This is a genomic window from Stenotrophomonas sp. ZAC14D2_NAIMI4_7 (genome assembly GCF_003086675.1).
Lineage (GTDB): Bacteria > Pseudomonadota > Gammaproteobacteria > Xanthomonadales > Xanthomonadaceae > Stenotrophomonas.
In genome coordinates this window covers 1718528-1741286 of the sequence record NZ_CP025995.1, presented here as the reverse complement: position 1 = coordinate 1741286, position 22759 = coordinate 1718528, and the positions used below count along the sequence as shown (strand labels likewise).

Below are 22759 nucleotides of genomic sequence, written 5' to 3'. Positions count from 1 at the left end.
CAATTCAGTGCGCCGGTACGACCTGCGCGCTGCCGACCGGGTTGCGCGGATCGCTGCCACCGAACAGCTTGTTGGCCCTGCGGTCCCATTCCACGGTCTGCAGGTTGCCCCAGACGTGGCTGGAACCGCGGCCACCGGCGGCGACATCGCCCGGCAGATCGATCTTGTGGCCCATCGCCTGCAGCTGCTTCACGGTCTCGGCGTCGAAGGCATCGCTCTCGGCCTCGATCAGGTCGGGCAGCCACTGGTGGTGGTAGCGCGGCAGCGCGGCGACCTGCTGTGCGTCCAGGCCGGCGTCATAGCCCAGGATGCCCAGCAGCACCATGGTGATGATGCGGCTGCCACCGGGTGTACCGAGCACGACCACCTTGTCGCTGTTTTCCATGAAGGTGGGCGTCATCGAGCTGAGCATGCGCTTGCCCGGCTTCGGTGCATTGGCCGCATAGCCCATCACGCCGAACGCATTGGGGGTCCCCGGCTTCAGCGCGAAGTCGTCCATTTCATTGTTCAGCAGCACGCCGGTGCCCCTGGGAATCAGGCCCGAGCCGTAAAGCAGGTTCACCGTCTGGGTGGCGCCCACGCGGTTGCCATCGCGGTCGATGATCGAGAAATGGGTGGTTTCGTCATCTTCCAGCGGGGTCGGGTTACCCGACAGCAGGTCGCTGGGGGTGGCCTTTTCCGGGTGGATGGTGGCGCGCAGGCCCTGGGCGTAGTCCTTGCTGGTCAGCACCTTCTGCGGAATCTGCACGAAATCCGGGTCGCCCAGGAAGAACGTGCGGTCGCGGTAGGCGCGGCGCATGGCCTCCACCACCAGGTGGGTGCGGTGCGCCGCATCCATCTGCTTGATGTCCCAGCCTTCCAGGATCTGCAGCATGCTGGCCAGGGCGATGCCGCCGGACGACGGCGGCGGCGCGGTGGTGATCTTCCAGCCGTTGTAGTCGAACACGATCGGCTCGCGCAGCTTGACCTGGTAGCCGGCCAGCTCATCGGCGGTCCACTTGCCGCCGGCCTGCTTCACCCCTTCCAGCAGCAGCTTGCCGGTCTGGCCCTTATAGAAGCCATCACGGCCGCCGGCGGCCAGGCGTTCCAGGGTCTGCGCCAGTTCGGGCTGCTTGAACAGATCGCCGGTGGCGATCGGCTTGCCATTACGCAGGTAGACCTCGCGCGTGCCGGGGAAACGCTCCATCACCTCACGGCGCGAGGCGTAGCCCTTGGCCATGCGCTCGTACACCGGGAAGCCGTCGCGGGCAATGCGGATGGCCGGCTGCAGCGAGGTGGCCAGCGGCAGCTTGCCGTGCTTGGACGACAGTTCCACCAGCGCGGCCGGCAGGCCCGGAATGCCCGCCGACCAGGGCCCGTTCACCGAGCGGTCGCGGTCCAGGTTGCCCTGCTTGTCCAGGAACGCCTGCGGCGTGGCCGCGGCCGGCGCGGTTTCGCGCGCGTCCAGCATCACGTCCTTGCCGGTGGCCGCGTCGTGCAGCAGGAAGAAGCCGCCACCACCAAGGCCGGAGCTGATCGGTTCAACCACCGCCAGCGTGGACGACACCGCCACGGCCGCGTCGAAGGCGTTGCCGCCCTGGGCCAGGATGTCGATGCCGGCCTGGGTGGCCAGCGCATGGCCACTGGCCACGGCCACCCCATCGGGGCGCTCGGCGCGGGCGGGGGTCTGGGCGGGGCTTTCAGCCCAGGCCTGGGGGGCCAACAGCAGGCCGAGCAGCAACAGGGGGCGGACGATCAGCTTCATTCGGATGGGGGCTCCGCATAGAGTTCGGGATGATCGTTCTGCAGCTGGCGCAGCTTGGCCAGCAGCTGGACTTCCGTTTCCACGATATCCGGGTCCGGGTCGATGCATTCGACCGGGCAGACGACCACGCACTGGGGTTCGTCGAAATGACCCACGCACTCGGTACAGCGTGCGGGATCGATCACGTAGATGGTTTCACCCATCGAAATGGCCTGGTTCGGGCAGGCCGGCTCGCATACGTCGCAGTTGACGCAGAGCTCATTGATTTTCAGCGACATGGCGATACTCCTCGCCCGCGCCTTGGGACAAGGACCGGCACGCGCGGGCGCGCGCACCGGTCAGGTCATCGGCGGCACCCCTTGCGGGATGCCGCCCGGGCCACGCCGCAGCGTGGCCGCCACGGCTCGGTCTTACTTGGCTTCGACGAAAATGTACTCGGCGCCGGTCGGCTGCACGGCAGCCTGCACGCGGGCGTTGTCGGCCGACAGGCCGATGAAGACGACGCGCACGCCCTTCATCGAATCCGGCGACACGTCCTTGAACACGGCCTGGATCATGTCAGCCATCTTGCCCGAGGCCGACGAACCGAAGGCCAGCATGTTGCCCGGCTGCACGCCACGGGCCACCGCCTGGGTCGCGCTTTCGGTCTGGCGCTCGTACTTGGCCTGGAAGTCCGGGTCCGATTCCGGCGAGAGGTAGTACAGGAACGGGCTGTTGCTGATGTTGCCCATGTTCTGGATGGCCACTTCCTGCAGGTACTTCTTCCAGCCCGCATCGTCGTCCTTGGCCGGTGCGACCAGGGCCGGCTTGGCCTCTTCGACCGGAGCAGCCTCTTCCTTCTTGCAAGCGGTGAAGGCCAGGGCAAACGAGGCGATCAGCATCGCGCGCATGGTGGTGTTCATGGGTTTCCTCCCGAGATGGTGCGTGTTGGTTTACGTAATGGGGGTGCGTGGTACTACAGGAACGGCCGCTTGGCAGCGGTTACGACTGTGCCGCCTTCGCTTCGCGGACCTTGCGCAGCGCTTCGAGCACGGCGGCCGGCACGAAGCCGGACACGTCGCCGCCCAGGCGCGCGATCTCGCGGACCAGCGAAGACGAAATGAAGCTGTGCTGTTCGGCCGGGGTCAGGAACAGGGTCTCGACCTCGGGAATCAGGTGGCGGTTCATGCTGGCCATCTGGAATTCGTACTCGAAATCGGACACCGCGCGCAGGCCGCGCAGCAGCACCCCGCCCTGCACCGAGCGTACGAAATGGGCCAGCAGGGTATCGAAGCCGATGACTTCGACATTGCCATGGTGGCCCAGGGCGCCCCGGGCCAGCTGCACGCGCTGCTCCAGCGGCAGCGCCGGACCCTTGGACGGGCTCTGCGCCACGCCTACCACGACCTTTTCAAACAGCGGCGCGGCCCGGCTCACCAGATCGATGTGACCATTGGTGATGGGGTCGAACGTGCCGGGGTAGACGGCAATGCGGCGGTTGGCCACGGTCATGGGCGGTTGCAGATGTTCAGATGAGGTCAAAGTGTAGCAGCGGCGCGGCGGTACAGGGCAAAGCGGACTTCGCGGGTGGCGCCCTCGCGGTGCAGCAGCCATTCCGGCGGCAGCAGCGGCGCGTGCCCGGCCGGCGATTCCAGGTACAGCCAGGCATCGGCAGCCAGGTGCCGCGGCAGCTGGGCCAGCACGTCCTGCCACAGGCCATCGGCGAACGGCGGGTCGATGAACACCAGGTCCGCCTGCTGGGCCGGCGCGCCCTGTAACCAGCGCAGGGCGTCGGCCGGGACCACGGTGATCTGGTCGGCGGCCTGCAGCTTGGCCACTGCGGCGGACAGATTGCGCCCCAGCTGGGCATCGCGCTCGACCAGGGTGGCGTGGGCGGCGCCGCGCGAGACGGCCTCCAGGCCCAGCGCACCGCTGCCGGCGAACAGGTCCAGCACACGCGCACCGGCCAGCCTGGGCATCAGCCAGTTGAACAGGGTTTCGCGCACGCGGTCGCTGCTGGGCCGCAGGCCCGGCAGGGTCGGCACCGGCAGGCGGGTATTGCGCCAGCGCCCACCAATGATGCGGACCTGGCCGTCATTGCCACCACGGCCGCTCACCGGCGCCCCCGGTGGGGGTTGTTCGAGAAATTCAGCATGGTCGTGATTGTAGTCGGCCGGGCGGCGCCCGGGTACGCGCCAACGCATACGCGCTGTCGCTCCCACGCTTCGCTGCGCGAAACGTGGGCCCCCCTTACCAACTCCCACACCCCCGCCGCTTCGCGGCCGCCCCCTGACTCAGGGGGCTCTGCCCCAGACGCGATCCCGGGGGTCAGATCCCGTTGCTCCGCAACGGGCTCCGACCCCAGTTCTATATCGGTATCTGACAGATTTCATCCACGCATGGCGTGGATCTACCGTGTCGACCAAGGTCGACACCTACCAACAGCCGCGGGGGACTGTCAGAGGTGGGGCGGTGTGGGTGGGCAGGACCGCAGGCGCCATGGGCCCGAGGCATGCCTCGGGCGGGTTGGGCAGGACGCCCAACCCCGGTCTTGCCGTGTGCGCAGGATTGCGCACACGAGCAAGGCGCCTACGAGCCCCCATGGGTGAGGGCGCTTTGCTTGCGAAGCACTGCTTCGCAAGCGCCCGAACGCACAGCCGCCAGCGGCTGGGCCGGCCTGGGGGTTTACGGCGTGTCCTGCCCACCCACACCGCCCCGCCATCCCACGGAATGCACGCTTTTGACGTTGAAGTTGACGTTGAAGTTGACGTTGACGTTGACTCGGCGGGTGCAGGGCGCAGCCCTGCCCGAACAACCCCTTGATTTCGGGACAATCAGCCATACCCCTTGGGCCAGGCCGCACGCGCTGGCGCGGCATTGCACACGGAGCCCTATCGATGACCGAGACCACCCAGACCGAAACCCTTGGCTTCCAGACCGAGGTCAAGCAGCTGCTGCAGTTGATGATCCACTCGCTGTACTCGAACAAGGAAATCTTCCTGCGCGAGCTGGTCTCCAACGCGGCCGACGCCGCCGACAAGCTGCGCTTCGAAGCCCTGACCCAGCCCGCCCTGCTGGAAGGCGACAGCGAGCTGCGCGTGCGCGTCAGCTTCGACGCCGCCGCCCACAGCATCACCATCGAAGACAACGGCATCGGCATGAGCCGCGCCGAAGCCATCGCCCACCTTGGCACGATCGCCAAGTCCGGCACCGGCGATTTCCTGCGCCAGCTGTCCGGCGACCAGAAGAAGGATTCCCAGCTGATCGGCCAGTTCGGCGTCGGCTTCTACAGCGCCTTCATCGTCGCCGACGAAGTGGAAGTGACCTCGCGCCGCGCCGGACTGGCCGCTGGCGAAGGCGTGCGCTGGACCTCGCGCGGCGAAGGCGATTTCGAGGTAGCCACCGTCGACAAGGCCGAGCGCGGCACCCGCATCGTGCTGCACCTTAAGGACGGCGAGCATGACTTCGCCGACGGCTGGCGCCTGCGCAGCATCCTGAAGAAGTATTCGGACCACATCGGCCTGCCGATCCAGATGCCGAAGGAAGGCGACGACGCCGCCGGCGAGTGGGAGACCGTCAACCGCGCCAGCGCGCTGTGGACCCGCCCGCGCACCGAGATCAGCGACGCCGAGTACACCGAGTTCTACAAGCACGTGGCGCACGACCACAGCGACCCGCTGGCGTGGAGCCACAACAAGGTCGAAGGCAAGCTGGAATACACCTCGCTGCTGTACGTGCCCGGCCGCGCGCCGTTCGACCTGTACCACCGCGATGCGCCCAAGGGCCTGAAGCTGTACGTGCAGCGCGTGTTCGTGATGGACCAGGCCGAGCAGTTCCTGCCCCTGTACCTGCGCTTCATCAAGGGCGTGGTCGATTCCAACGATCTGTCGCTGAACGTCTCGCGCGAGATCCTGCAGTCCGGCCCGGTCATCGACTCGATGAAGGCCGCCCTGACCAAGCGCTCGCTGGACATGCTGGACAAGCTGGCCGCCGACAAGCCGGAGCAGTACGCCACGTTCTGGAAGGAATTCGGCCAGGTGCTGAAGGAAGGCCCGGCCGAGGACTACAACAACCGCGAGAAGGTGGCCGGCCTGCTGCGCTTCGCCTCCACCCGTGGCGAGGCCGATGCGCAGAGCGTTTCGCTGGCCGATTACATCGGCCGCATGGCCGAAGGCCAGGACAAGATCTATTACCTGACCGGCGAGAGCTACAGCCAGGTGCGCAACAGTCCGCACCTGGAAGTGTTCCGCAAGAAGGGCGTGGAAGTGCTGCTGCTGACCGATCGTATCGACGAATGGCTGATGGGCTACCTGACCGATTTCGACGGCAAGGGCTTCGTCGACATCGCCCGCGGCGACCTCGACCTGGGCGCGCTGGAAAGCGAGGCCGACAAGCAGGAACAGGAAGCGGCCGCCAAGGACAAGCAGGCCCTGGTCGAGCGACTGAAGACGGTGTTGGGCGATGACGTGGCCGAAGTGCGCGTGTCGCACCGCCTGACCGATTCACCGGCGGTGCTGGCCATCGGCGAACAGGACCTGGGCCTGCAGATGCGCCAGATCCTGGAAGCCAGCGGACAGAAGGTGCCCGACAGCAAGCCGGTGCTGGAGATCAATCCGGGCCACCCGCTGATCGCCAAGCTGGATGCCGAAGCCGATGGTGCGCGCTTTGACGATCTGGGCCGGGTGCTGTTCGACCAGGCCGCGCTGGCCGCCGGTGACAGCCTGAAGGATCCGGGCGCCTATGTGGCCCGCCTGAACAAGCTGTTGCTGGAACTGTCGGCCTGACCAATGCGGTTGCCGACCTGGGTTGGCATGCCTGCCCTGGTAGGTGCCAACCTTGGTTGGCATGCCTGCTCTGGTAGGTGCCAACCTTGGTTGGCACATCAAGGGCGTGTCAACCAAGGTTGACACCTACCGGGGCCAGTCAGTTCAGGCGTTGCGATCCAGCAGGCTGCCCAGCATCTGGTCCTGGCGGCGCACCAGCGCAGCGTTGGCAGCGAAGGTCACCACCTCGGTTTTCGCCGCCAGCAGGTCGCCCAGCGGTGCGCTGGGATCGGGCTCGGCGGTAATCACCACGGTCTCCACCCCACCCTGCTCCACCACGCTGCGTTGCACCTGCAGCCGTTGCGCATCCGGGGTCGCCAGGTTGGCCACGTTGTGTGCGGCCACCTGCACGCCCTGCTGGGCGGCGCGCATGCCGGAAAGAGCGGTTCCCATCACGCTGTTCATGTTGGCCTCCGGGCCGCCCAACGCAGCCCTCCGTACCCGTTAGCGGCCGGCAGGCAGCAACCTTCAGTCCACATCGGCCCGACAGGCCCGAGTGGTAGCATATCCCCCTGATTTCAGCGCCTTTTGCCAATGCTCAGTTTTTTCCGCCGCAAGAAGCCCCAGGACGCCGCCGCACCGGACGCGCCCAAGACCCAGCATTACTCGGCTGAAGAGCTGGCGGCGGCGTTCCCGTCTGCCGCCCCGGCCGAAGAAGCGCCCACCGCTGCGGTGGCCGAAGCCGTAGCACCTGCACCGGCACCGCAACCGGCCCCAGAACCGGCCCCGGCCCCAGTGCCGGCGCCCGTCGCCGAAGCGCCCGCCGTGCCGCCTGCGCAGCCGGTCATCGCCGCCGAGGACGTGCAGGCCGAAGCGCTCGCCGCAGCCGCCGTGCTGGCCCCGCTGGCCCCGGTCACTCCGGCCGTGGAACCGGCCGCGCCCGCCGCTGACCTGCCGGCCCTGGTGGACGCCCCGCCGGCCCCGGCCGGCAAGCCGGGCTGGCGCGAGCGCCTGCGCAACAGCGTCATCGCACGCAGCTTCGGCGGCCTGTTCTCGCGCAACCCCAAGCTCGACGACGACCTGCTGGACGAGCTGGAAACCGCGCTGATCACCGCCGACGTCGGCGTGGGCGCCACCACCGATCTGGTGGAAGGCCTGCGCAAGCGCATGAAGTCGCGTGAATTCGCCGATGCCAATGCCCTGCTGGCCGCCCTACGCAGCGAACTGATCGCGATCCTGCAGCCGGTGGCGCAGCCGCTGGTGATCGACCGCAACGCAAAACCGTTCGTTGTGCTCACCGTCGGCGTCAACGGCGTCGGCAAGACCACCACCATCGGCAAGCTGGCCAAGCGCTTCAAGGACGACGGCCACAGCCTGATGCTGGCCGCCGGCGATACGTTCCGTGCCGCAGCGGTGGCCCAGCTGCAGGCCTGGGGCGAGCGCAACGGTGTGGCCGTGGTCGCCCAGGGGCAGAACGCCGACGCTGCCTCAGTGGCTTACGACGCGCTGCAGGCCGGCAAGGCACGTGGCACCTCGGTGCTGATTGCCGATACCGCAGGCCGCCTGCATACCCAGTCCGGCCTGATGAACGAACTGGGCAAGATCCGCCGCGTGCTCGGCAAGATCGACGCGACCGCGCCGCACGAAGTGCTGATGGTCATCGACGGCACCACCGGCCAGAACGCGCTCTCGCAGCTGCGCCAGTTCAATGCGGCGGTGAAGGTGACCGGCCTGGTGGTGACCAAGCTGGACGGCACGGCCAAGGGGGGCGTGGTGTTTGCGCTGGCCCGCGAGTTCGGCATTCCGATCCGCTTTGCCGGTATCGGCGAACGTCCGGAAGACCTGCGCGTGTTCGACCCGGAAGCCTTTGTCGACGCCCTGCTGCCTGAAGCACTGGGCGGCTGATACACCGTGCAGCCACGCATGGCGTGGCTCTACCGGCCCAAACGCTGCGCCCTGGTAGAGCCCCCCCACGGGTGGCTGCCCTTCCCCGGAACACACATGCCCCGCCAGCCGCACGCCAGCACCAACACTGCCCAGGACGGCCGCTTCGTCGCCCGCCTGCTGCACTGGTTCGACGCGCACGGCCGCCACGACCTGCCCTGGCAGCACCCGCGCAGCCCCTACCGGGTCTGGCTGTCGGAAATCATGCTGCAGCAGACCCAGGTGGCCACGGTCATCCCGTATTTCCACCGTTTCCTGCAGCACTTCCCGACCCTGCCCGACCTGGCTGCCGCCAGCAACGATGCGGTAATGGCGCAGTGGGCCGGGCTCGGCTACTACGCCCGCGCGCGCAACCTGCATGCCGCCGCCAAGCGCTGCGTGGAACTGCACGACGGTGAGCTGCCGCGCGATTTCGAGGCGCTGCATGCGCTGCCCGGCATCGGCCGCAGCACCGCTGGCGCGATCCTCAGCCAGGCCTGGAACGACCGGTTCGCCATCCTCGATGGCAACGTCAAACGCGTGCTCAGCCGCTATCACGGCATCGAGGGTTTCCCCGGCCTGCCGCTCGTCGAGAAACAGTTGTGGGCTCTGGCCGAAGGTCATGTCGCGCATGTGCCGGAGGGGCGCATGGCCGATTACACCCAGGCACAGATGGATCTGGGCGCTACGGTCTGCAGCCGGGCCAAACCGGCCTGCGTGATCTGCCCACTGCAGGACGACTGCGTGGCCCGCCGCGAAGGACGCACCGCCGAACTGCCCACCACCAAGCCCAGCAAGACCCTTCCCGAGCGCGAAGCGGTGGCCCTGCTGCTGCGCGATGCGCGCCAGCGCGTGCTGCTGCAGAAGCGGCCGGACACCGGCATCTGGGCCCAGCTGTGGACCCTTCCCCAGGCCGACGCCGGCAGCGCGCTGCAGGACTGGTTCGACGCCAACGTCGACGGCTCGCTGGAAGATGCCGAAGAACTACCGCTGCTGCAGCACACTTTCAGCCACTACAGGCTGCACCTGCAGGTATTGTCGCGACAGGTGCGCGGCCTGCGCGTGGAAGAACCCACGCTGCGCTGGGTCGCCGCCGAAGAACTGCCCGCGTTGGGCCTGCCGGCACCGATCCGCAAGCTGCTGGATGGCACCAGCCCCAAGGCGCCGAAACGAAAGACCCCGAAACCCCGCAACCACGAGTAACCACCATGCCCCGTACCGTCTTCTGCCACTACGAACAACGCGATGCCGAGGGCCTGGACTTCGTGCCCTACCCCGGCGAGCTGGGCCAGCGCGTGTTCAACCAGATCGGCAAGCCGGCGTGGACGGCATGGCTGGCGCACCAGACCATGCTGATCAACGAAAACCGGCTGTCGCCGCGCAACCCGGAACATCGCGCGATGCTGGAGGCGGAACTGGTGAAGTTCCTGTTCGAAAAGGATGCCGAAAAGCCGGCCGGGTTCACTCCCGAAGCCTGAGCCGGGTTCCGCCGGGCACGGCCCGGCGCTATCGGTTATTTCCCGGGTTCTTCGCGTTCCTGCACCTGCGCCTGGCGCATTTCCTTTTCCTCCGCGCGCAGTGCCTTCACGTCCAGCTTGCGGATGGTCTTGATGAAGCACGGCATGCGCGGGCCACCAGTGGGATCGCGCACCAGCACCTTGTCGAACGGCGCGCTGACCCGGCCCATGTGGCTGGTCAGGCCGATGGCCGGGGCAAAGGACAGATCCGGGCAGGGCCCGGTCAGTTCCAGCAGGTAGGCCTCGCTGGGCTTGGTCCAGACCGCCAGCGCACTGTCACCCAGTTCGGTCCAGCCATTGAGCGTGCCGAAGAACTGCATGTCCTTCTGCGGCGCGCCAGCGTGGGCGCGATAGAGATCCAGGCGCTCGGCACTGCTCAGCCGACCTGTGGTGGCACAGGCGGCCAAGGCCAGGCACAGCCCAGCCAGCAACAACGGGGTCTTCATCGGCATCTCCACGGGGAAGTGCGCACATCATGCGCCCCGCCGGGCAACACCGGCGCGACGATCGGCCGCCCGATTCAGCCGCTGGTCGGCGAGATCCGCCCGCACGTAGCCTTGGTAGGTGCCCACCTTGGTGGGCACACCCCACCCCGGTAGGCGCCCACCTTGGTGGGCACATCCCGCCCCGGTAGGCGCCCACCTTGGTGGGCACGCCCCGCCCCGGTAGGCGCCTACCTTGGTGGGCACGCCCCGCCCCGGTAGGCGCCCACCTTGGTGGGCGCGCGGCAAACGCCACTCAGACCTCGGCGTGCGCCAGCGCGTGCAGCCGCCCTTCGCGCAGCTCAAGTACCCGGTCCAGGCGTCGCGCCAGGCTGCGGTCGTGGGTCACCAGCACCAGGCTGGTATGGCGGGCGCGATTGAGTTCCAGCATCAACTCGAACACCGTGGCCGCCGTGCGATCGTCCAGGTTGCCGGTGGGTTCGTCACCCAGCACGCAGGCCGGGTGGTTCACCAGCGCGCGTGCCACGGCCGCGCGCTGGCGCTCGCCACCGGACAGTTCGCCCGGCTTGTGGTCCAAGCGGTGCCCCAGCCCAACGGCCTCCAGCAATGCAGTGGCGCGCGAGCTCGCCTCGGCCACCGCGGTACCGGCCAGCATCACCGGCATCATCACGTTTTCCAGCGCGGTGAATTCGGGCAACAGGTGGTGGAACTGGTAGACGAAGCCCAGCGCCTGGTTGCGCAGCAGGCCGCGCGCGGTGTCCGACAGCGCCGACATGCGCTGGCCGGTCACATACACTTCGCCGGCGCTGGGCACGTCCAGCCCGCCCAGCAGATGCAGCAGGGTGCTCTTGCCGGCCCCGGATGCGCCGATGATCGCCACGGTCTCGCCGGCATTCACCCGCAGGTCCAGGCCATCGAACACCGGGGTCTGCATGCGGCCTTCGGCGTAGGTCTTGCCCAGCGCTTCGGCGCGGATCACTTCATCGCCGCGGTTGACGATCTTATTCATAGCGCAGGGCCTCGGCCGGCTGGGTGCGTGCGGCCCGCCAGGCGGGGTACAGGGTGGCCAGGAAACTCATCAGCAGCGCGATCAGGGTGATCGCCACGATGTCGCCGGTCTGCATGTCCGTCGGCAGGCCGGTGATGTAGTACACGTCCTCCGGCAGCAGCTTCACGTTGAACACCGATTCAATGGCGCTGAGGATGCGCTCCAGGTTCAGGGTCAGGGTAATGCCGCCGATCAGACCGGCCAGGGTGCCGAAGATGCCGATCAGCGAGCCCTGCACCATGAACACCTGCATCACCCCGCCCGGGGTCAGGCCCAGCGTGCGCAGGATCGCGATGTCGGCCTGCTTGTCGGTCACCAGCATCACCTGCGAGGACACCAGGTTGAACGCGCCCATGGCAATGATCAGCGACAGCAGGATGCCCATCACCACCTTTTCCATGCGCAGCGAGTGGTACAGATTGGCGTTCTGCTGGGTCCAGTCGCTTACCCGGTAGGCCCCACCCAGGTTCTGCGCCAGGTCCACACCCACCTCCAGCGAGCGGTCCATGTCGTGCAGCTTCAGGCGCACGCCGGTGGCGCCATCACTGCGCAGCACGCGCTGCAGATCCTGCATGTTGGCAAAGCCGACGCCGCGGTCCACTTCGTTGTAACCGGCCTCGAAGATGCCGCTGACCGTGAAGCGTTTCATGCGCGGCACCGCACCGGCGGGCGTGCCCTGCACTTCGGCGAAGGTGACCAGCACCTGGTCGCCCACGTCCACGCCCAGCCAGATCGCCAGCTCCTTGCCCAGCAGCAGGTTGAAGCTGCCCGGCTTGAGGCTGTCGTAGCTGCCCTTGACCACCTTCTGGTCGATCACCGACACCTTCGGTTCCAGCGCCGGGTCGATGCCCTGCACGATGGCACCCTGCACGCGCGGGCCGCTGATCATCGACTGGATCTCGATGTACGGCGCGGCGCCGGCCACGCGCGGGTCCTTGCTGGCCACGTCCACCACGCGCATCCAGTCGGGCATCGGTTCGCCGTCACGGCTGATGGTGGTGTGGGCGGTCATCTGCAGCAGGCGGCTGCGGATTTCCTTCTGGAAACCGCTCATGACCGCCAGGGTGGTGATCAGCACCGTCACGCCGAGCGCAATGCCCAGGATCGATGCCATCGAGATGAAGGAGATGAAGCCGTTGCGGCGCTTGGCGCGCAGGTAGCGCAGGCCGATGGCCACGGGGATGGGTTTGAACATGCAGGCACGCCGGTCAATTCAGCTTATGGTGCCACCGTCCGGGGCTGACGGGAAACCGCTCGTGCTGCCACGGCCAGTCGCAGTTCACGTCGCTGTGCGCGATCCAGCACATCCGGCCAGAACAACAGGTGCCGGCGCCGGCCCTGCTGCCGCCAGCGCAGCAGCAGCCAGGGGCCACGGGACAGCAGCCGAGGGCTGTCGATGTCCTGCCCGGCCACCTGCAGCGGCGCCGGCAGCGAAGGCAGCAGCAGCACGCGCCGCGGCCGGTACAGGCGCCAGAGCAGTTCAGCCAGGCCCACCGCCCACACCGCCGCCAGCACCGGCCAGTACAGCGCGTGCGGCAGCGCCGACGCCTGCAGCAGCCAGGGGACAGCGATCAGCGCCGCCAGCTGCGCTGCGCCCTGCAGGCGCGAGGGGCGCCACTCAAGCCTTGAGGGCGAGGATCTTCTGCATGAGCGGAATGGCGTGGGCATGCGGGCAGGCCTCGTAGCCCATGAACCAGCGCCACAACTTATCGTCCTCGCACTCGAGCAGGAACAGGAAAACCTCGCGCTCTTCGGTCGGCGCAGTGCTCCATTCGCGGTCGAGGTAGCGGCCGAACAGCTGGTCCAGTTCGCGCATGCCGCGGCGGCAGCGCCAGCGCAGCTTCTTCAGCAGGACGTCTTCTTCCATCGTGTTTCTCCAGATACAGCAAAGCCACGCATGGCGTGGCTCTACTGGGGTCATGCAACAACGCGGCGCCGTATCAGGCGCGGCGTTCCATCATCAGCTTCTTGATCTCAGCGATCGCCAGCGCCGGGTTCAGGCCCTTCGGGCAGGTGCGGGCACAGTTCATGATGGTGTGGCAGCGGTACAGCTTGAACGGATCTTCCAGATCGTCCAGGCGCGCACCGGTGTCTTCATCGCGCGAGTCGATGATCCAGCGGTAGGCCTGCAGCAGGATCGCCGGGCCCAGGTAACGCTCACCGTTCCACCAGTAGCTGGGGCAGCTGGTCGAGCAGCAGGCGCACAGGATGCACTCGTACAGGCCGTCCAGCTTCTTGCGGTCTTCCGGCGACTGCAGGCGCTCACGGTCCGGCGGTGCCGGGGTCTGGGTACGGATCCACGGCTTGATCGACGCGTACTGCGCGTAGAAGTGGGTCAGATCCGGAACCAGATCCTTCACCACGTTCATGTGCGGCAGCGGGTAGATCGGCACTTCCTTCTTGCCGCAGTCCGCGATGGCGCGGGTGCAGGCCAGGGTGTTGGTGCCGTCGATGTTCATCGCGCACGAACCGCAGATACCTTCGCGGCACGAGCGGCGGAAGGTCAGGGTCGGGTCGATCTCGTTCTTGATCTTGATCAGCGCGTCCAGGACCATCGGGCCACAGGCGTCCAGATCGATATCATAGGTGTCGGTGCGCGGATTGCTGTCGTCGTCCGGACTCCAGCGGTAGATCTTGAAGGTGCGCACGTTCTTGCCGCCGGTCTTGGCGGGGAAGTGCTGGCCCTTCGTGACCTTGGAATTCTTGGGGAGTGAAAACTCGGCCATGGCTGCTCTCGTTGGCTCAGGCGGCCCGCGCCATCACGGCGCGGATTGCATGGTAGGCGGGGGTCGCGATCAGTACACGCGCGGCTTCGGCGGCACCACGTCGACCTCGTCGGTCAGCGTGTACATGTGCACCGGACGGTAGTCGAAGCTGCACTTGCCCTTCTCGTCGACGGTGACCAGCGTGTGCTTGTGCCAGTTGACGTCGTCGCGGTCCGGGAAGTCTTCGTGCGCGTGCGCACCACGGCTTTCCTTGCGCTGCTCGGCCGAGTTGATCGTCGCCACCGCGTTCAGCAGCAGGTTGTTCAGCTCGTAGGTCTCGATCAGGTCCGAGTTCCAGACCAGCGAACGGTCACTGACCTTCACGTCCTGGAACGAATCGAAGACCTTGGCCATCTTTTCGCAGCCTTCCTTCAGCGTCTGGCTGGTACGGAAGACGGCGGCATCGGCCTGCATCGTGCGCTGCATGTTGTCGCGGATGACCGAGGTCGGCGTATCGCCATTGGCATGGCGCAGCTTGTCCAGCAGGCCCAGCGCCTTGTCGCAGGCATCGGCCGGCAGCGGCTTGTGCGCAGCGCCCGGCTTGATGGTCTCGGCGCAGCGGTTGGCCACGGCACGACCGAACACCACCAGGTCCAGCAGCGAGTTCGAGCCCAGGCGGTTGGCGCCGTGCACCGACACGCAGGCCGCTTCGCCGATGGCATACAGGCCCGGCACCACGGCATCGGGGTTGTCGCCGTCCTTGCGCACGACTTCGCCGTGGAAGTTGGTCGGGATACCACCCATGTTGTAGTGCACGGTCGGGATGACCGGGATCGGCTGCTTGTGCACGTCCACGCCGGCGAAGATGCGGGCGCTTTCGGCAATACCCGGCAGCTTCTCGTCGATCACGCCCGGGCCGAGGTGGGTCAGGTCGAGCAGGATGTGATCCTTGTGCTCGCCGACGCCGCGGCCTTCGCGGATCTCGATGGTCATCGAACGGGCCACCACGTCACGCGAGGCCAGATCCTTGTAATGCGGTGCGTAGCGCTCCATGAAGCGCTCGCCGCTGCTGTTGCGCAGGATGCCGCCTTCACCGCGGACACCCTCGGTGATCAGGCAGCCGGCGCCGTAGATGCCGGTCGGGTGGAACTGCACGAACTCCATGTCCTGCATGGCGATGCCGGCACGCATGGCCAAGCCGCCACCGTCGCCGGTGCAGGTATGCGCCGAGGTGGCGCTGAAGTACGCACGGCCGTAGCCGCCGGTGGCCAGCACCACGCCCTGGGCGCGGAACAGGTGCAGCGTGCCGTCGGACATGTCCAGGGCCAGCACGCCACGGCACACGCCTTCGTCATCGAAGATCAGATCGAGTGCGAAGTACTCGATCATGAAGCGCGCGTCGTGCTTGAGCGACTGCTGGTACAGCGTGTGCAGCATGGCGTGGCCGGTACGGTCGGCCGCCGCGCAGGTACGCTGCGCCGCCGGGCCCTCGCCGTACTTGGTGGTCATGCCGCCGAACGGGCGCTGGTAGATCTTGCCTTCGGCGGTGCGGCTGAACGGCACGCCGTAGTGTTCCAGCTCGATGATGGCCGGGATGGCCTCACGGCACATGTACTCGATGGCGTCCTGGTCGCCCAGCCAGTCCGAGCCCTTGATGGTGTCGTAGAAGTGGTAGCGCCAATCGTCTTCGCCCATGTTGGCGAGCGCGGCGGAAATGCCACCCTGTGCAGCGACGGTGTGCGAACGGGTCGGGAAGACCTTGGTCAGGCACACAGTCTGCAGGCCCTTGGCGGCCAGGCCGAACGTGGCGCGCAGGCCGGCGCCGCCGGCGCCCACCACGACCATGTCGTACTTGTGTTCGGTGATCTTGTAAGCGGACATCTAGTCTGGATTCCTGTCTTGGTGCCTGGGCTCAGGCAACGCCGAGGGCGATGCGGCCCACCGCAAACACACTGACGATCATGCCGAGCACGGCGACGAACTTCACCGCGGTCTGCAGCACCAGGGCCAGCAGCGATTCGTGGATGTAATCTTCCAGCACGACCTGCATGCCGAGCTGTGCGTGCCAGAACATGGTGATCAGCAGGCCGATCAGCGGCACGGCATTCCACGGCTTGGCGATGGTGGCCACGGCCGTGGCGTAATCGGCGCCGGCCATGCGCACCACGAACACCAGGAACCACAGGCCCAGCACCACCAGAGCGGCGGCGGTCAGGCGCTGGTGCACGAAATGCTCGGTGCCGGTCTTGGCCGAACCCAGGCCGCGCACGTTTTTCAGCGGGGTACGGAACTTGCTCATGCAGCACCTCCGAACAACACGTAGGCCCAGACCAGCGCGGTGATCACCAGGCTGCCGAAGACCGAGATCCAGCTGCTGCGCACGAAGGCCGGAATGCTGAAACCAACGGCGAAGTCCTGCACGATGTGGCGGATGCCATTGCACAGGTGATAGGCGAACGACCATGTCCACGCAAACAGGAACACGCGGCCATACCAGGCCCCGGCATGGCCGGTGAAGCAGTTCCACGAATCGGGGCCCATCATCAGGGCCAGCAGGCCGGCAGCGATGATGAGGGCACCCACGGACAGAAAGACGCCAGTGGCTCGATGCAGGATCGAGGTGGCCATCTGAATCTGCCAGCGATACACCTGGAGGTGCGGGGATAGGGGGCGTTGTCTGGTCGCCATTCGCTGGGCTCGTTGTCTCGGCTGGGCGGCACGATGCCGCGTTGGCTCAATGCTGATCAGAAATCGATGCAGCGTCCGTTTTTCTCCCAATCGCCATACCGCACCGGATCAAGTCCGCCGCGGCCGCCGAATTCCTCTTCCGCCTCTGGTTTTTCCACGGGCACGGGTGCCGCAGGAACCAGCGGGGCTTCAGTTTCGTCGTCGGGAGTGGGGGTTGTTTGGCCTATCATGTTCGGTCTCGCAACGCACAAATTTTAGACCTCGTTCACGTGCCTGACAACCTTCCCCCTGCTTTCGTCGCATATCCGCGCCTGCCCGGCCACCAGCTGGTGAGCCTGCAGGGCGCCGATGCGGCCGCGTTCGCCCACGCCCAGTTCAGCAGCGACGTGACCGCCCTGCCCCCGCTGCACTGGCAATGGAGCGCCTGGCTGAGCGCCAAAGGCCGCACGCTGGCGGTATTCCAGCTGCTGCGGCTGGCCGAAGACCACGTGATGCTGGTGCTGGCCGACGGCGACGCCGATGCGATTGCGTCGCAACTGCAACGCTTCGTGTTCCGGCGCAAGGTGAAGGTGCAGGTGCATGCGGATATTGCCGTCGCTGGCGCGTTCACTGCGCCGGAAGCGGCCAGTGGCGCGGCCATTGCCGGTGGTGGCGATGCAGGCTGGGAACTGGACCTGGGCAGCGACGCCCTGCCGCGCACCCTGCGCATCGGCCCGGCTGAAGGCTTTGCGGCCAGCAGCGAGGCCGACGAAGCCGCATTCGCCCTGGCGTGGCGCCAGGCTGACCTGCGCTTCGGCCTGCCGCGCCTGGAAGATAGCCAGCGCGAAGTGTGGACACCTCAGCAGCTGGGCCTGGACCGGCTGAACGGCTACAGCGTGAAGAAGGGCTGCTACCCGGGCCAGGAAATCGTGGCCCGCACCCATTTCCTGGGCAAGGCCAAGCGTGCGGTGCAGCTGCTGCAGACTGCCGCGCCGGCGCAGGCTGGTGAAACGGTGCAGCAGGATGGGGCGGCGCTCGGCACGATCGCCAGCGTCGCCGGAGACCTGGCCCTGGCGGTGCTGCCGCTGGAAACCAGCGACGGCGATCTGCAGGTCGGCGGCGTGGCCGCCCAGCGCGTGCCACTGCTGGACGGCCTGGCGCGCTGAACCCAGCCCGCGGATGCGGATCTGATCTGGCGGGTGCGGACCTGAACTGGTGGGTGCGGACCTTGGTCCGCACTGCTTCTGATGGCGCCTCATCCACGCATGGCGTGGATCCACGGTACCCCGCTTTGGCAGGTGCGGACCTTGGTCCGCACGCCGACCAAACGTCCTTACAGACGCTCGCCGGTTTCTGCACTGAAGAAGTGCAGCCCCTGCGGGTGGATTGCCACGCGGATCTCCTCGCCCACCGCCGGCAGTGCCTGCGGCGCCACGCGCATGGTCAGCGCATGCTGGCCACTGCTCAGGTTCACGAAGATCTCGTTGCCAACCGGCTCGATGCCCTCGATGCGCGCGATGAAGGCATGCGCATCATCGGCGGCCGCCGGCTGCAGATGCTCCGGACGTACGCCCACGGCGATCGACTTCTGCAGCCATGCCGGGTCGATGGTGGCCTGGCCCAGCGGGGCGCTCCACGCACCGTCCACCACGCTTACGCCACCGGCATCCCCCTGCAGCGTGCCGCGCAGCACGTTCATTGCCGGGCTGCCCAGGAAGCCGGCCACGAAAAGGTTGGCCGGGCGGTCGTACAGCGCCATCGGCGTGTCGATCTGCTGGATGATGCCGTCCTTGAGCACCACGATGCGCTGGCCCAGGGTCATTGCTTCGACCTGGTCATGCGTCACGTAGATCATGGTCGTGCCCAGCTTGCGGTGCAGCTGTGCGATTTCGGTACGCACGCTGTGGCGCAGCTTGGCGTCCAGGTTGGACAACGGTTCGTCCAGCAGGAACACCGCCGGCTCGCGCACCAGGGCGCGGCCCAGGGCCACGCGCTGGCGCTGGCCACCGGACATCGCCTTGGGCAGCTTGTCCATCATCTCGGTCAGGCCCAGCGTCTGCGCCGCTTCGGCGATGCGCCTGTCGATGGTCGCCTTGTCGTGGCCGCGCAGCTTCAGGCCGAAGGCCAGGTTCTCGGCCACGGTCATGTGCGGGTAAAGCGCGTAGCTCTGGAACACCATCGCGATGTCGCGATCCTTCGGCGCCACGTCATTGACCACCCGGTCACCAATGGTGAGCGTGCCGCCGCTGATTTCCTCCAGGCCCGCCACCATCCGCAGCAGCGTCGACTTGCCGCAGCCGGACGGTCCGACCAGCACCATCAGCTCGCCGTCGGCCACCTCGAAGGTGGCGTCCTTCACTGCGACCTGGCCGTTGTCGTAGACCTTGCGCACACCCTGCAACTGCACTTTTGCCATATCACTCTATCCAGTCCGCCCGGTGCCGGGCTGTCATTGGGGACTGCCTTCGGCCCTCCCGATGGCAGTGATGATTGCGCGGTCGCCGCATGACGGCGAGCACTGCAATCGAATACAGTTGCCCATTCTGCCATGTAAACGTTTTCACGTGGCACTATCCGATAGTCGGCGCGCACCGACCTGCAACAGCGGCCAACCGAAAGCGGGCCGTTGCGGTGGTTTCGAATGGAACGGTCGTCCGGAAGTCCGGAAAGCCGCCTCCAGCGAACCTCGGACAGACAGTAGCGCGGATGTCCCCTGAACCCAGCCATGAAGCGATTGACAACGATGTCACCCGGATCTGAAACTCGAGCGATGCACGACACCCTCTTCCTGTTTGGTGCCACAGGTGATCTGGCCCAGCGCTACCTGTTCCCTTCGCTGCTGCGCCTGCTCGGCGACGGCCTGCTGCCGGAGGATTTCCGCATCCGTGCGCTGGCCCTGTCCGGCCACGACACCGAAGCCTTCCATGACATCCTGCGCCCGCGCCTGCAGCAGGCCATGCCCATGGCCAGCCAGGACGACATCGCCGGCCTGCTGCGCCGCATCGACTACCGCTCGGTGGACCTGCGCGACGTGGACTCGGTGGCCGCCGCCGTGTCCGACCTGGTACACCGCCGCTGCGTCAGCTACCTGGCCATTCCGCCGGGCCTGTACATCTCCACCTGCGAAGGCCTGGCCAAGGGCGGCGCACTGGCATCGCCGGCACGCCTGATGCTGGAAAAGCCGATCGGCAGCGACAGCGAAAGCGCTGAGGAGATCATCAGCACCATCGGCCAGTGGATCGACGAAGACCGCGTGTTCCGCCTGGACCACTACTTGGGCAAGGCCGCGGTGCAGAACCTGATCGCCCTGCGCTTCGGCAACACGCTGCTGGAAGCCGTGTGGAACCGCAATTACATCGAATCGGTGCACATCCTGGTGGCCGAAAGCGAAGGCGTGGACGGCCGCGACGCGTACTACGCCCGCTCCGGCGCGCTGCGCGACATGGTGCAGAGCCACATCCTGCAGCTGCTGTGCATGGTGGCGATGGAGCCGCCGGCGTCGCTGGAAGCCGACCGTATCCGCGACGAAAAGGTGAAGGTGCTGCGTGCCCTGCGCCCGCTGGATGCCAAGCACGCCGCGCGTGACAGCATCCGTGGCCGCTACACCGCCGGCAGCATCAACGGCCAGCCGGCCCAGGCCTACCAGCCGCCGGAAGGCAGCGACGTGGAAACCTTCGCCGGTGTCACTGCGCACATCGACAACTGGCGCTGGAGCGGCGTGCCGTTCCACCTGGTTACCGGCAAGCGCCTGCCCGAGCGCACCACCCGCGTGGTGGTCACGCTGAAGCCGGTCACCCATTGGCTGTTCGAGCGCCCGCAGCGTGCGCAGGCCGCGCCGAACCGCCTGGTGTTCCAGCTGCAGCCGCAGGAGAACATCGAACTGGGCCTGATGAGCAGCCTGGCCGGCCCGGAATGGGGCGCACTGGAACTGCACCCGCTGGAACTGGAACTGTCGGTGCCGACTGGCCTGCACCGCCGCATCGCCTACGAACGCCTGTTCCTGGATGCCTTCAACGGCAACCACACGCTGTTTGTGCGCGATGACGAAGTGCGCGCCGCCTGGGCCTGGATCGACAGCGTGGCCGACGCCTGGAAGGACGCCAAGCTGCCGCTGGAACCCTACCCGGCCGGCCAGTGGGGCCCGAGCAGCGCAACCGGGTTCCTGCCCCAGGGCGTCGATGCTCCCGACAGCGGAGCATCGGCATGAGTGTTGCCAGCCAGCCGGTGCTGGTGGCCGATATCGGCGGCACCAACGCCCGTTTCGCCCTGGCCGACACCTCGCAGGACGCGCCGCTGCTGAAGGACAGCATCCGCGAATACGCGGTGGCCGAGTTCCCGTCGCTGGGCGATGCCGCGCGCCATTACCTGGAACAGGCCGGCGCCAGCGCCCGCCGCGGCGTGTTCGCCGTGGCCGGCCGCGTGGATGGCGACGAAGCCCGCATCACCAACCACCCGTGGGTGATCTCGCGCAGCCGCACCGCGGCCATGCTCGGTTTCGACGAACTGCACCTGATCAACGATTTCGCCGCGCAGGCCATGGCCGTCGCGCTGCTGCAGCCGCATGACGTGGTGCAGATCGGCGGCGCGCACTGGACCCCGGCCGCACCGGGCCAGCCGCGCAACTACGGCGTGATCGGTCCGGGCACCGGCCTCGGTGTCGGCGGCCTGATCGTGCGCCACGGCCGCAGCTATCCGCTGGAAACCGAAGGTGGCCACGTCAGCTTCCCGCCGGGCACGCCGGAGGAGATCCGCATCCTGGAGATCCTGTCCGAGCAGTTCGGCCGCGTCTCCAACGAACGCCTGATCTGCGGCCCCGGCCTGGTCAACATCCATCGCGCCGTGTGCGAGATGGCCGGTTTCGATCCGGGCCAGCTGCAGCCGGCCGACGTCACCGCGCGTGCCGCGCTGGGTGACCCGCAGGCGATGCGCACGGTGGACGTGTTCTGCGCCGTGTTCGGTGCCATCGCCGGTGACCTGGTGCTGGTGCAGGGCGCCTGGGACGGCGTGTTCCTGACCGGCGGCCTGGTGCCGAAGATGCTTGATTCGCTGCAGCATTCCGGTTTCCGCCAGCGCTTCGAACACAAGGGCCGGTTCTCTTCCATCATGGGCCGGGTGCCGTCACTGGCGATCATGCACCCCTGCCCCGGCCTGCTGGGCGCTGCCGCCTACGCCGCCGACGCCGAACGCGATGCCCCTGGAGTTGCTGCATGAGCCCGATCTTCCACGACGACCGCATCGATTTCGTACAGCACGGTGACGCCGATGCCTGGATCGAAGCGGTGGCCGCCGAGATGGCCCAGGCCATCAACCATGACATCAACGACGTGGGCCGTGCCCGCATCCTGCTGTCCGGCGGCACCACCCCGGCGCCGGTGTACCAGGCGCTGGCCGAACTGGACGTGCATTGGGACCGGGTGGAAGTGAGCCTGGCCGATGAGCGCTGGTTGTCGCCGCAGGATCGCGACAGCAATGCCTGGCTGGTGCGCGAGCACCTGCTAAAGCGTGCCGAAGGTGCGCACTTCGACCCGCTGGTGCGCGTGGGCAAGCCGCTGCCCGAATGCGTGTACACCGCCAACCTGCAGGCCCAGCACAGCCAGGCGCCGAGCGTGGTGGCCCTGGGCATGGGCAACGACGGCCATACCGCGTCGCTGTTCCCGGGTTCGAAGGATCTGACCCGCGCACTGGAAAGCACCCTGCCCTACGCGGCGCTGGATGCCACCGGCTGCCCGGGCTCGAACCAGTGGCCGCTGCGCATCACCCTGACCCCGCGCGGGCTGGGCCAGTGCCGCCAGCGCCTGCTGCTGTTGCGCGGCAAGCAGAAGCTGCAGGTGCTGCGCCAGGCCTTGGACAGCAACGACCCGCAGCAGTACCCGATCCTCTCTGCGATCAACCTGGACGGCGCGCGCCTGCGCGTCCACTGGGCTGATTGATGTCGGCGGCGGCACCTCGGTGCCGCCTGTCACTCGCCAC

At 67.3% G+C, this 22759-nt stretch carries 25 protein-coding genes; 8 read left to right on the top strand and 17 right to left on the bottom strand.

Features of this window, described 5'->3' with window-relative positions:
* Window positions 1–4: 4 nt before the first annotated feature.
* The 5 genes from ggt to rsmD all read right to left on the bottom strand — a co-directional run bounded on the left by ggt (window position 5) and on the right by rsmD (window position 3927).
* Window positions 5–1744, bottom strand: coding sequence for a gamma-glutamyltransferase (gene ggt / locus C1922_RS08170; protein ID WP_108749299.1), 1740 nt, complete (start codon window positions 1742–1744; stop codon window positions 5–7).
* Window positions 1741–2022 carry a YfhL family 4Fe-4S dicluster ferredoxin gene (locus tag C1922_RS08165; RefSeq protein WP_108749298.1) on the bottom strand — a complete coding sequence of 94 codons (282 nt, stop codon included), beginning with the start codon at window positions 2020–2022 and terminating at the stop codon, window positions 1741–1743. The genes ggt and C1922_RS08165 overlap by 4 nt, the downstream gene beginning before the upstream one ends.
* 132 nt (window positions 2023–2154) lie before the next feature.
* A complete protein-coding gene (locus C1922_RS08160) occupies window positions 2155–2646 on the bottom strand; it encodes a hypothetical protein (protein WP_108749297.1) in 492 nt (163 codons plus the stop codon).
* 79 nt (window positions 2647–2725) lie between these two features.
* Window positions 2726–3235 carry a pantetheine-phosphate adenylyltransferase gene (gene coaD / locus C1922_RS08155; protein WP_005409091.1) on the bottom strand — a complete coding sequence of 170 codons (510 nt, stop codon included), beginning with the start codon at window positions 3233–3235 and terminating at the stop codon, window positions 2726–2728.
* Window positions 3236–3261: 26 nt separating this feature from the next.
* Window positions 3262–3927, bottom strand: a complete 666-nt coding sequence (gene rsmD, locus C1922_RS08150) for a 16S rRNA (guanine(966)-N(2))-methyltransferase RsmD (RefSeq protein WP_325051580.1) — start codon at window positions 3925–3927, stop codon at window positions 3262–3264.
* Between the two features lie 693 nt (window positions 3928–4620).
* Between rsmD and htpG the strand changes: the two genes are divergently transcribed.
* Complete coding sequence (gene htpG, locus C1922_RS08145) at window positions 4621–6507, top strand: molecular chaperone HtpG (RefSeq protein WP_108749295.1); 1887 nt, start codon at window positions 4621–4623, stop codon at window positions 6505–6507.
* Window positions 6508–6651: 144 nt separating this feature from the next.
* On the opposite strand, the gene C1922_RS08140 is transcribed toward htpG, so the two are convergent.
* Complete coding sequence (locus tag C1922_RS08140) at window positions 6652–6951, bottom strand: flagellar basal body protein (protein ID WP_108751525.1); 300 nt, start codon at window positions 6949–6951, stop codon at window positions 6652–6654.
* A gap of 129 nt (window positions 6952–7080) precedes the next feature.
* Here C1922_RS08140 and ftsY point away from each other — a divergent pair, with 129 nt between their 5' ends.
* The 3 genes from ftsY to C1922_RS08125 all read left to right on the top strand — a co-directional run bounded on the left by ftsY (window position 7081) and on the right by C1922_RS08125 (window position 9887).
* Window positions 7081–8391, top strand: a complete 1311-nt coding sequence (gene ftsY, locus C1922_RS08135; RefSeq protein WP_108749294.1) for a signal recognition particle-docking protein FtsY — start codon at window positions 7081–7083, stop codon at window positions 8389–8391.
* Between the two features lie 96 nt (window positions 8392–8487).
* A complete protein-coding gene (gene mutY / locus C1922_RS08130; RefSeq protein ID WP_108749293.1) occupies window positions 8488–9612 on the top strand; it encodes an A/G-specific adenine glycosylase in 1125 nt (374 codons plus the stop codon).
* A gap of 5 nt (window positions 9613–9617) precedes the next feature.
* Window positions 9618–9887, top strand: a complete 270-nt coding sequence (locus tag C1922_RS08125) for an oxidative damage protection protein (protein WP_108749292.1) — start codon at window positions 9618–9620, stop codon at window positions 9885–9887.
* Between the two features lie 35 nt (window positions 9888–9922).
* Here the strand turns inward: C1922_RS08125 and C1922_RS08120 are convergent, their stop codons facing one another.
* From C1922_RS08120 to C1922_RS08075, 10 genes are all read right to left on the bottom strand, one after another.
* Window positions 9923–10372 carry a DUF6491 family protein gene (locus C1922_RS08120; RefSeq protein ID WP_108749291.1) on the bottom strand — a complete coding sequence of 150 codons (450 nt, stop codon included), beginning with the start codon at window positions 10370–10372 and terminating at the stop codon, window positions 9923–9925.
* 292 nt (window positions 10373–10664) lie between these two features.
* Window positions 10665–11378, bottom strand: a complete 714-nt coding sequence (lolD, locus tag C1922_RS08115; RefSeq protein ID WP_108749290.1) for a lipoprotein-releasing ABC transporter ATP-binding protein LolD — start codon at window positions 11376–11378, stop codon at window positions 10665–10667.
* On the bottom strand, window positions 11371–12612 hold the full coding sequence (locus C1922_RS08110; RefSeq protein WP_108749289.1) for a lipoprotein-releasing ABC transporter permease subunit: 1242 nt from the start codon (window positions 12610–12612) through the stop codon (window positions 11371–11373). Before C1922_RS08110 ends, lolD begins: the two co-directional genes overlap by 8 nt.
* Window positions 12613–12635: 23 nt before the next feature.
* Window positions 12636–13085, bottom strand: a complete 450-nt coding sequence (locus C1922_RS08105; RefSeq protein ID WP_108749288.1) for a hypothetical protein — start codon at window positions 13083–13085, stop codon at window positions 12636–12638.
* Window positions 13036–13284 carry a succinate dehydrogenase assembly factor 2 gene (locus C1922_RS08100; RefSeq protein ID WP_108749287.1) on the bottom strand — a complete coding sequence of 83 codons (249 nt, stop codon included), beginning with the start codon at window positions 13282–13284 and terminating at the stop codon, window positions 13036–13038. Before C1922_RS08100 ends, C1922_RS08105 begins: the two co-directional genes overlap by 50 nt.
* Before the next feature lie 73 nt (window positions 13285–13357).
* A complete protein-coding gene (locus C1922_RS08095; RefSeq protein WP_108749286.1) occupies window positions 13358–14143 on the bottom strand; it encodes a succinate dehydrogenase iron-sulfur subunit in 786 nt (261 codons plus the stop codon).
* A gap of 69 nt (window positions 14144–14212) precedes the next feature.
* A complete protein-coding gene (gene sdhA / locus C1922_RS08090) occupies window positions 14213–16003 on the bottom strand; it encodes a succinate dehydrogenase flavoprotein subunit (RefSeq protein ID WP_108749285.1) in 1791 nt (596 codons plus the stop codon).
* A 31-nt stretch (window positions 16004–16034) separates the two neighbouring features.
* Window positions 16035–16421: a succinate dehydrogenase, hydrophobic membrane anchor protein gene (sdhD, locus tag C1922_RS08085; protein ID WP_079221503.1), complete on the bottom strand. Its 387-nt coding sequence runs from the start codon at window positions 16419–16421 to the stop codon at window positions 16035–16037.
* Window positions 16418–16810 (bottom strand): succinate dehydrogenase, cytochrome b556 subunit, encoded by a 393-nt coding sequence (sdhC, locus tag C1922_RS08080; RefSeq protein WP_108749284.1) that lies wholly within the window; start codon window positions 16808–16810, stop codon window positions 16418–16420. The genes sdhD and sdhC overlap by 4 nt, the downstream gene beginning before the upstream one ends.
* 56 nt (window positions 16811–16866) lie before the next feature.
* Window positions 16867–17040: a DUF1674 domain-containing protein gene (locus tag C1922_RS08075; protein ID WP_079221501.1), complete on the bottom strand. Its 174-nt coding sequence runs from the start codon at window positions 17038–17040 to the stop codon at window positions 16867–16869.
* 39 nt (window positions 17041–17079) lie between these two features.
* Here C1922_RS08075 and C1922_RS08070 point away from each other — a divergent pair, with 39 nt between their 5' ends.
* Window positions 17080–17955, top strand: coding sequence for a folate-binding protein YgfZ (locus C1922_RS08070; protein WP_108749283.1), 876 nt, complete (start codon window positions 17080–17082; stop codon window positions 17953–17955).
* A 167-nt stretch (window positions 17956–18122) separates the two neighbouring features.
* Here C1922_RS08070 and ugpC read toward each other — a convergent pair whose 3' ends face one another.
* Window positions 18123–19205 (bottom strand): sn-glycerol-3-phosphate ABC transporter ATP-binding protein UgpC, encoded by a 1083-nt coding sequence (gene ugpC / locus C1922_RS08065; RefSeq protein ID WP_108749282.1) that lies wholly within the window; start codon window positions 19203–19205, stop codon window positions 18123–18125.
* Between the two features lie 354 nt (window positions 19206–19559).
* On the opposite strand from ugpC, the gene zwf reads away from it, so the two are divergent.
* From zwf to pgl, 3 genes are read left to right on the top strand one after another with little or no spacing between them, the layout of a single operon-like run.
* Window positions 19560–20996, top strand: a complete 1437-nt coding sequence (zwf, locus tag C1922_RS08060) for a glucose-6-phosphate dehydrogenase (RefSeq protein ID WP_108749281.1) — start codon at window positions 19560–19562, stop codon at window positions 20994–20996.
* Window positions 20993–22000: a glucokinase gene (glk, locus tag C1922_RS08055; RefSeq protein ID WP_108749280.1), complete on the top strand. Its 1008-nt coding sequence runs from the start codon at window positions 20993–20995 to the stop codon at window positions 21998–22000. Before zwf ends, glk begins: the two co-directional genes overlap by 4 nt.
* Window positions 21997–22719: a 6-phosphogluconolactonase gene (gene pgl / locus C1922_RS08050; protein WP_108749279.1), complete on the top strand. Its 723-nt coding sequence runs from the start codon at window positions 21997–21999 to the stop codon at window positions 22717–22719. The genes glk and pgl overlap by 4 nt, the downstream gene beginning before the upstream one ends.
* Window positions 22720–22759 lie beyond the last annotated feature (40 nt).

Excerpts from the sequence above, each read along its gene's own strand:
- ftsY (WP_108749294.1), top strand. The coding sequence starts at position 7,081 with ATGCTCAGTTTTTTCCGCCGCAAGAAGCCCCAGGACGCCGCCGCACCG.
- zwf (WP_108749281.1), top strand. The coding sequence starts at position 19,560 with ATGCACGACACCCTCTTCCTGTTTGGTGCCACAGGTGATCTGGCCCAG.
- C1922_RS08095 (WP_108749286.1), bottom strand. The coding sequence starts at position 14,143 with ATGGCCGAGTTTTCACTCCCCAAGAATTCCAAGGTCACGAAGGGCCAG.
- ugpC (WP_108749282.1), bottom strand. The coding sequence starts at position 19,205 with ATGGCAAAAGTGCAGTTGCAGGGTGTGCGCAAGGTCTACGACAACGGC.
- C1922_RS08160 (WP_108749297.1), bottom strand. The coding sequence starts at position 2,646 with ATGAACACCACCATGCGCGCGATGCTGATCGCCTCGTTTGCCCTGGCC.
- sdhC (WP_108749284.1), bottom strand. The coding sequence starts at position 16,810 with ATGGCGACCAGACAACGCCCCCTATCCCCGCACCTCCAGGTGTATCGC.
- C1922_RS08120 (WP_108749291.1), bottom strand. The coding sequence starts at position 10,372 with ATGAAGACCCCGTTGTTGCTGGCTGGGCTGTGCCTGGCCTTGGCCGCC.
- htpG (WP_108749295.1), top strand. The coding sequence starts at position 4,621 with ATGACCGAGACCACCCAGACCGAAACCCTTGGCTTCCAGACCGAGGTC.
- C1922_RS08105 (WP_108749288.1), bottom strand. The coding sequence starts at position 13,085 with ATGCCCACGCCATTCCGCTCATGCAGAAGATCCTCGCCCTCAAGGCTT.
- sdhA (WP_108749285.1), bottom strand. The coding sequence starts at position 16,003 with ATGTCCGCTTACAAGATCACCGAACACAAGTACGACATGGTCGTGGTG.
- ggt (WP_108749299.1), bottom strand. The coding sequence starts at position 1,744 with ATGAAGCTGATCGTCCGCCCCCTGTTGCTGCTCGGCCTGCTGTTGGCC.
- C1922_RS08165 (WP_108749298.1), bottom strand. The coding sequence starts at position 2,022 with ATGTCGCTGAAAATCAATGAGCTCTGCGTCAACTGCGACGTATGCGAG.
- C1922_RS08100 (WP_108749287.1), bottom strand. The coding sequence starts at position 13,284 with ATGGAAGAAGACGTCCTGCTGAAGAAGCTGCGCTGGCGCTGCCGCCGC.
- coaD (WP_005409091.1), bottom strand. The coding sequence starts at position 3,235 with ATGACCGTGGCCAACCGCCGCATTGCCGTCTACCCCGGCACGTTCGAC.
- pgl (WP_108749279.1), top strand. The coding sequence starts at position 21,997 with ATGAGCCCGATCTTCCACGACGACCGCATCGATTTCGTACAGCACGGT.
- C1922_RS08140 (WP_108751525.1), bottom strand. The coding sequence starts at position 6,951 with ATGAACAGCGTGATGGGAACCGCTCTTTCCGGCATGCGCGCCGCCCAG.
- lolD (WP_108749290.1), bottom strand. The coding sequence starts at position 11,378 with ATGAATAAGATCGTCAACCGCGGCGATGAAGTGATCCGCGCCGAAGCG.
- C1922_RS08110 (WP_108749289.1), bottom strand. The coding sequence starts at position 12,612 with ATGTTCAAACCCATCCCCGTGGCCATCGGCCTGCGCTACCTGCGCGCC.
- C1922_RS08125 (WP_108749292.1), top strand. The coding sequence starts at position 9,618 with ATGCCCCGTACCGTCTTCTGCCACTACGAACAACGCGATGCCGAGGGC.
- C1922_RS08075 (WP_079221501.1), bottom strand. The coding sequence starts at position 17,040 with ATGATAGGCCAAACAACCCCCACTCCCGACGACGAAACTGAAGCCCCG.
- rsmD (WP_325051580.1), bottom strand. The coding sequence starts at position 3,927 with ATGCGTTGGCGCGTACCCGGGCGCCGCCCGGCCGACTACAATCACGAC.
- mutY (WP_108749293.1), top strand. The coding sequence starts at position 8,488 with ATGCCCCGCCAGCCGCACGCCAGCACCAACACTGCCCAGGACGGCCGC.
- sdhD (WP_079221503.1), bottom strand. The coding sequence starts at position 16,421 with ATGAGCAAGTTCCGTACCCCGCTGAAAAACGTGCGCGGCCTGGGTTCG.
- glk (WP_108749280.1), top strand. The coding sequence starts at position 20,993 with ATGAGTGTTGCCAGCCAGCCGGTGCTGGTGGCCGATATCGGCGGCACC.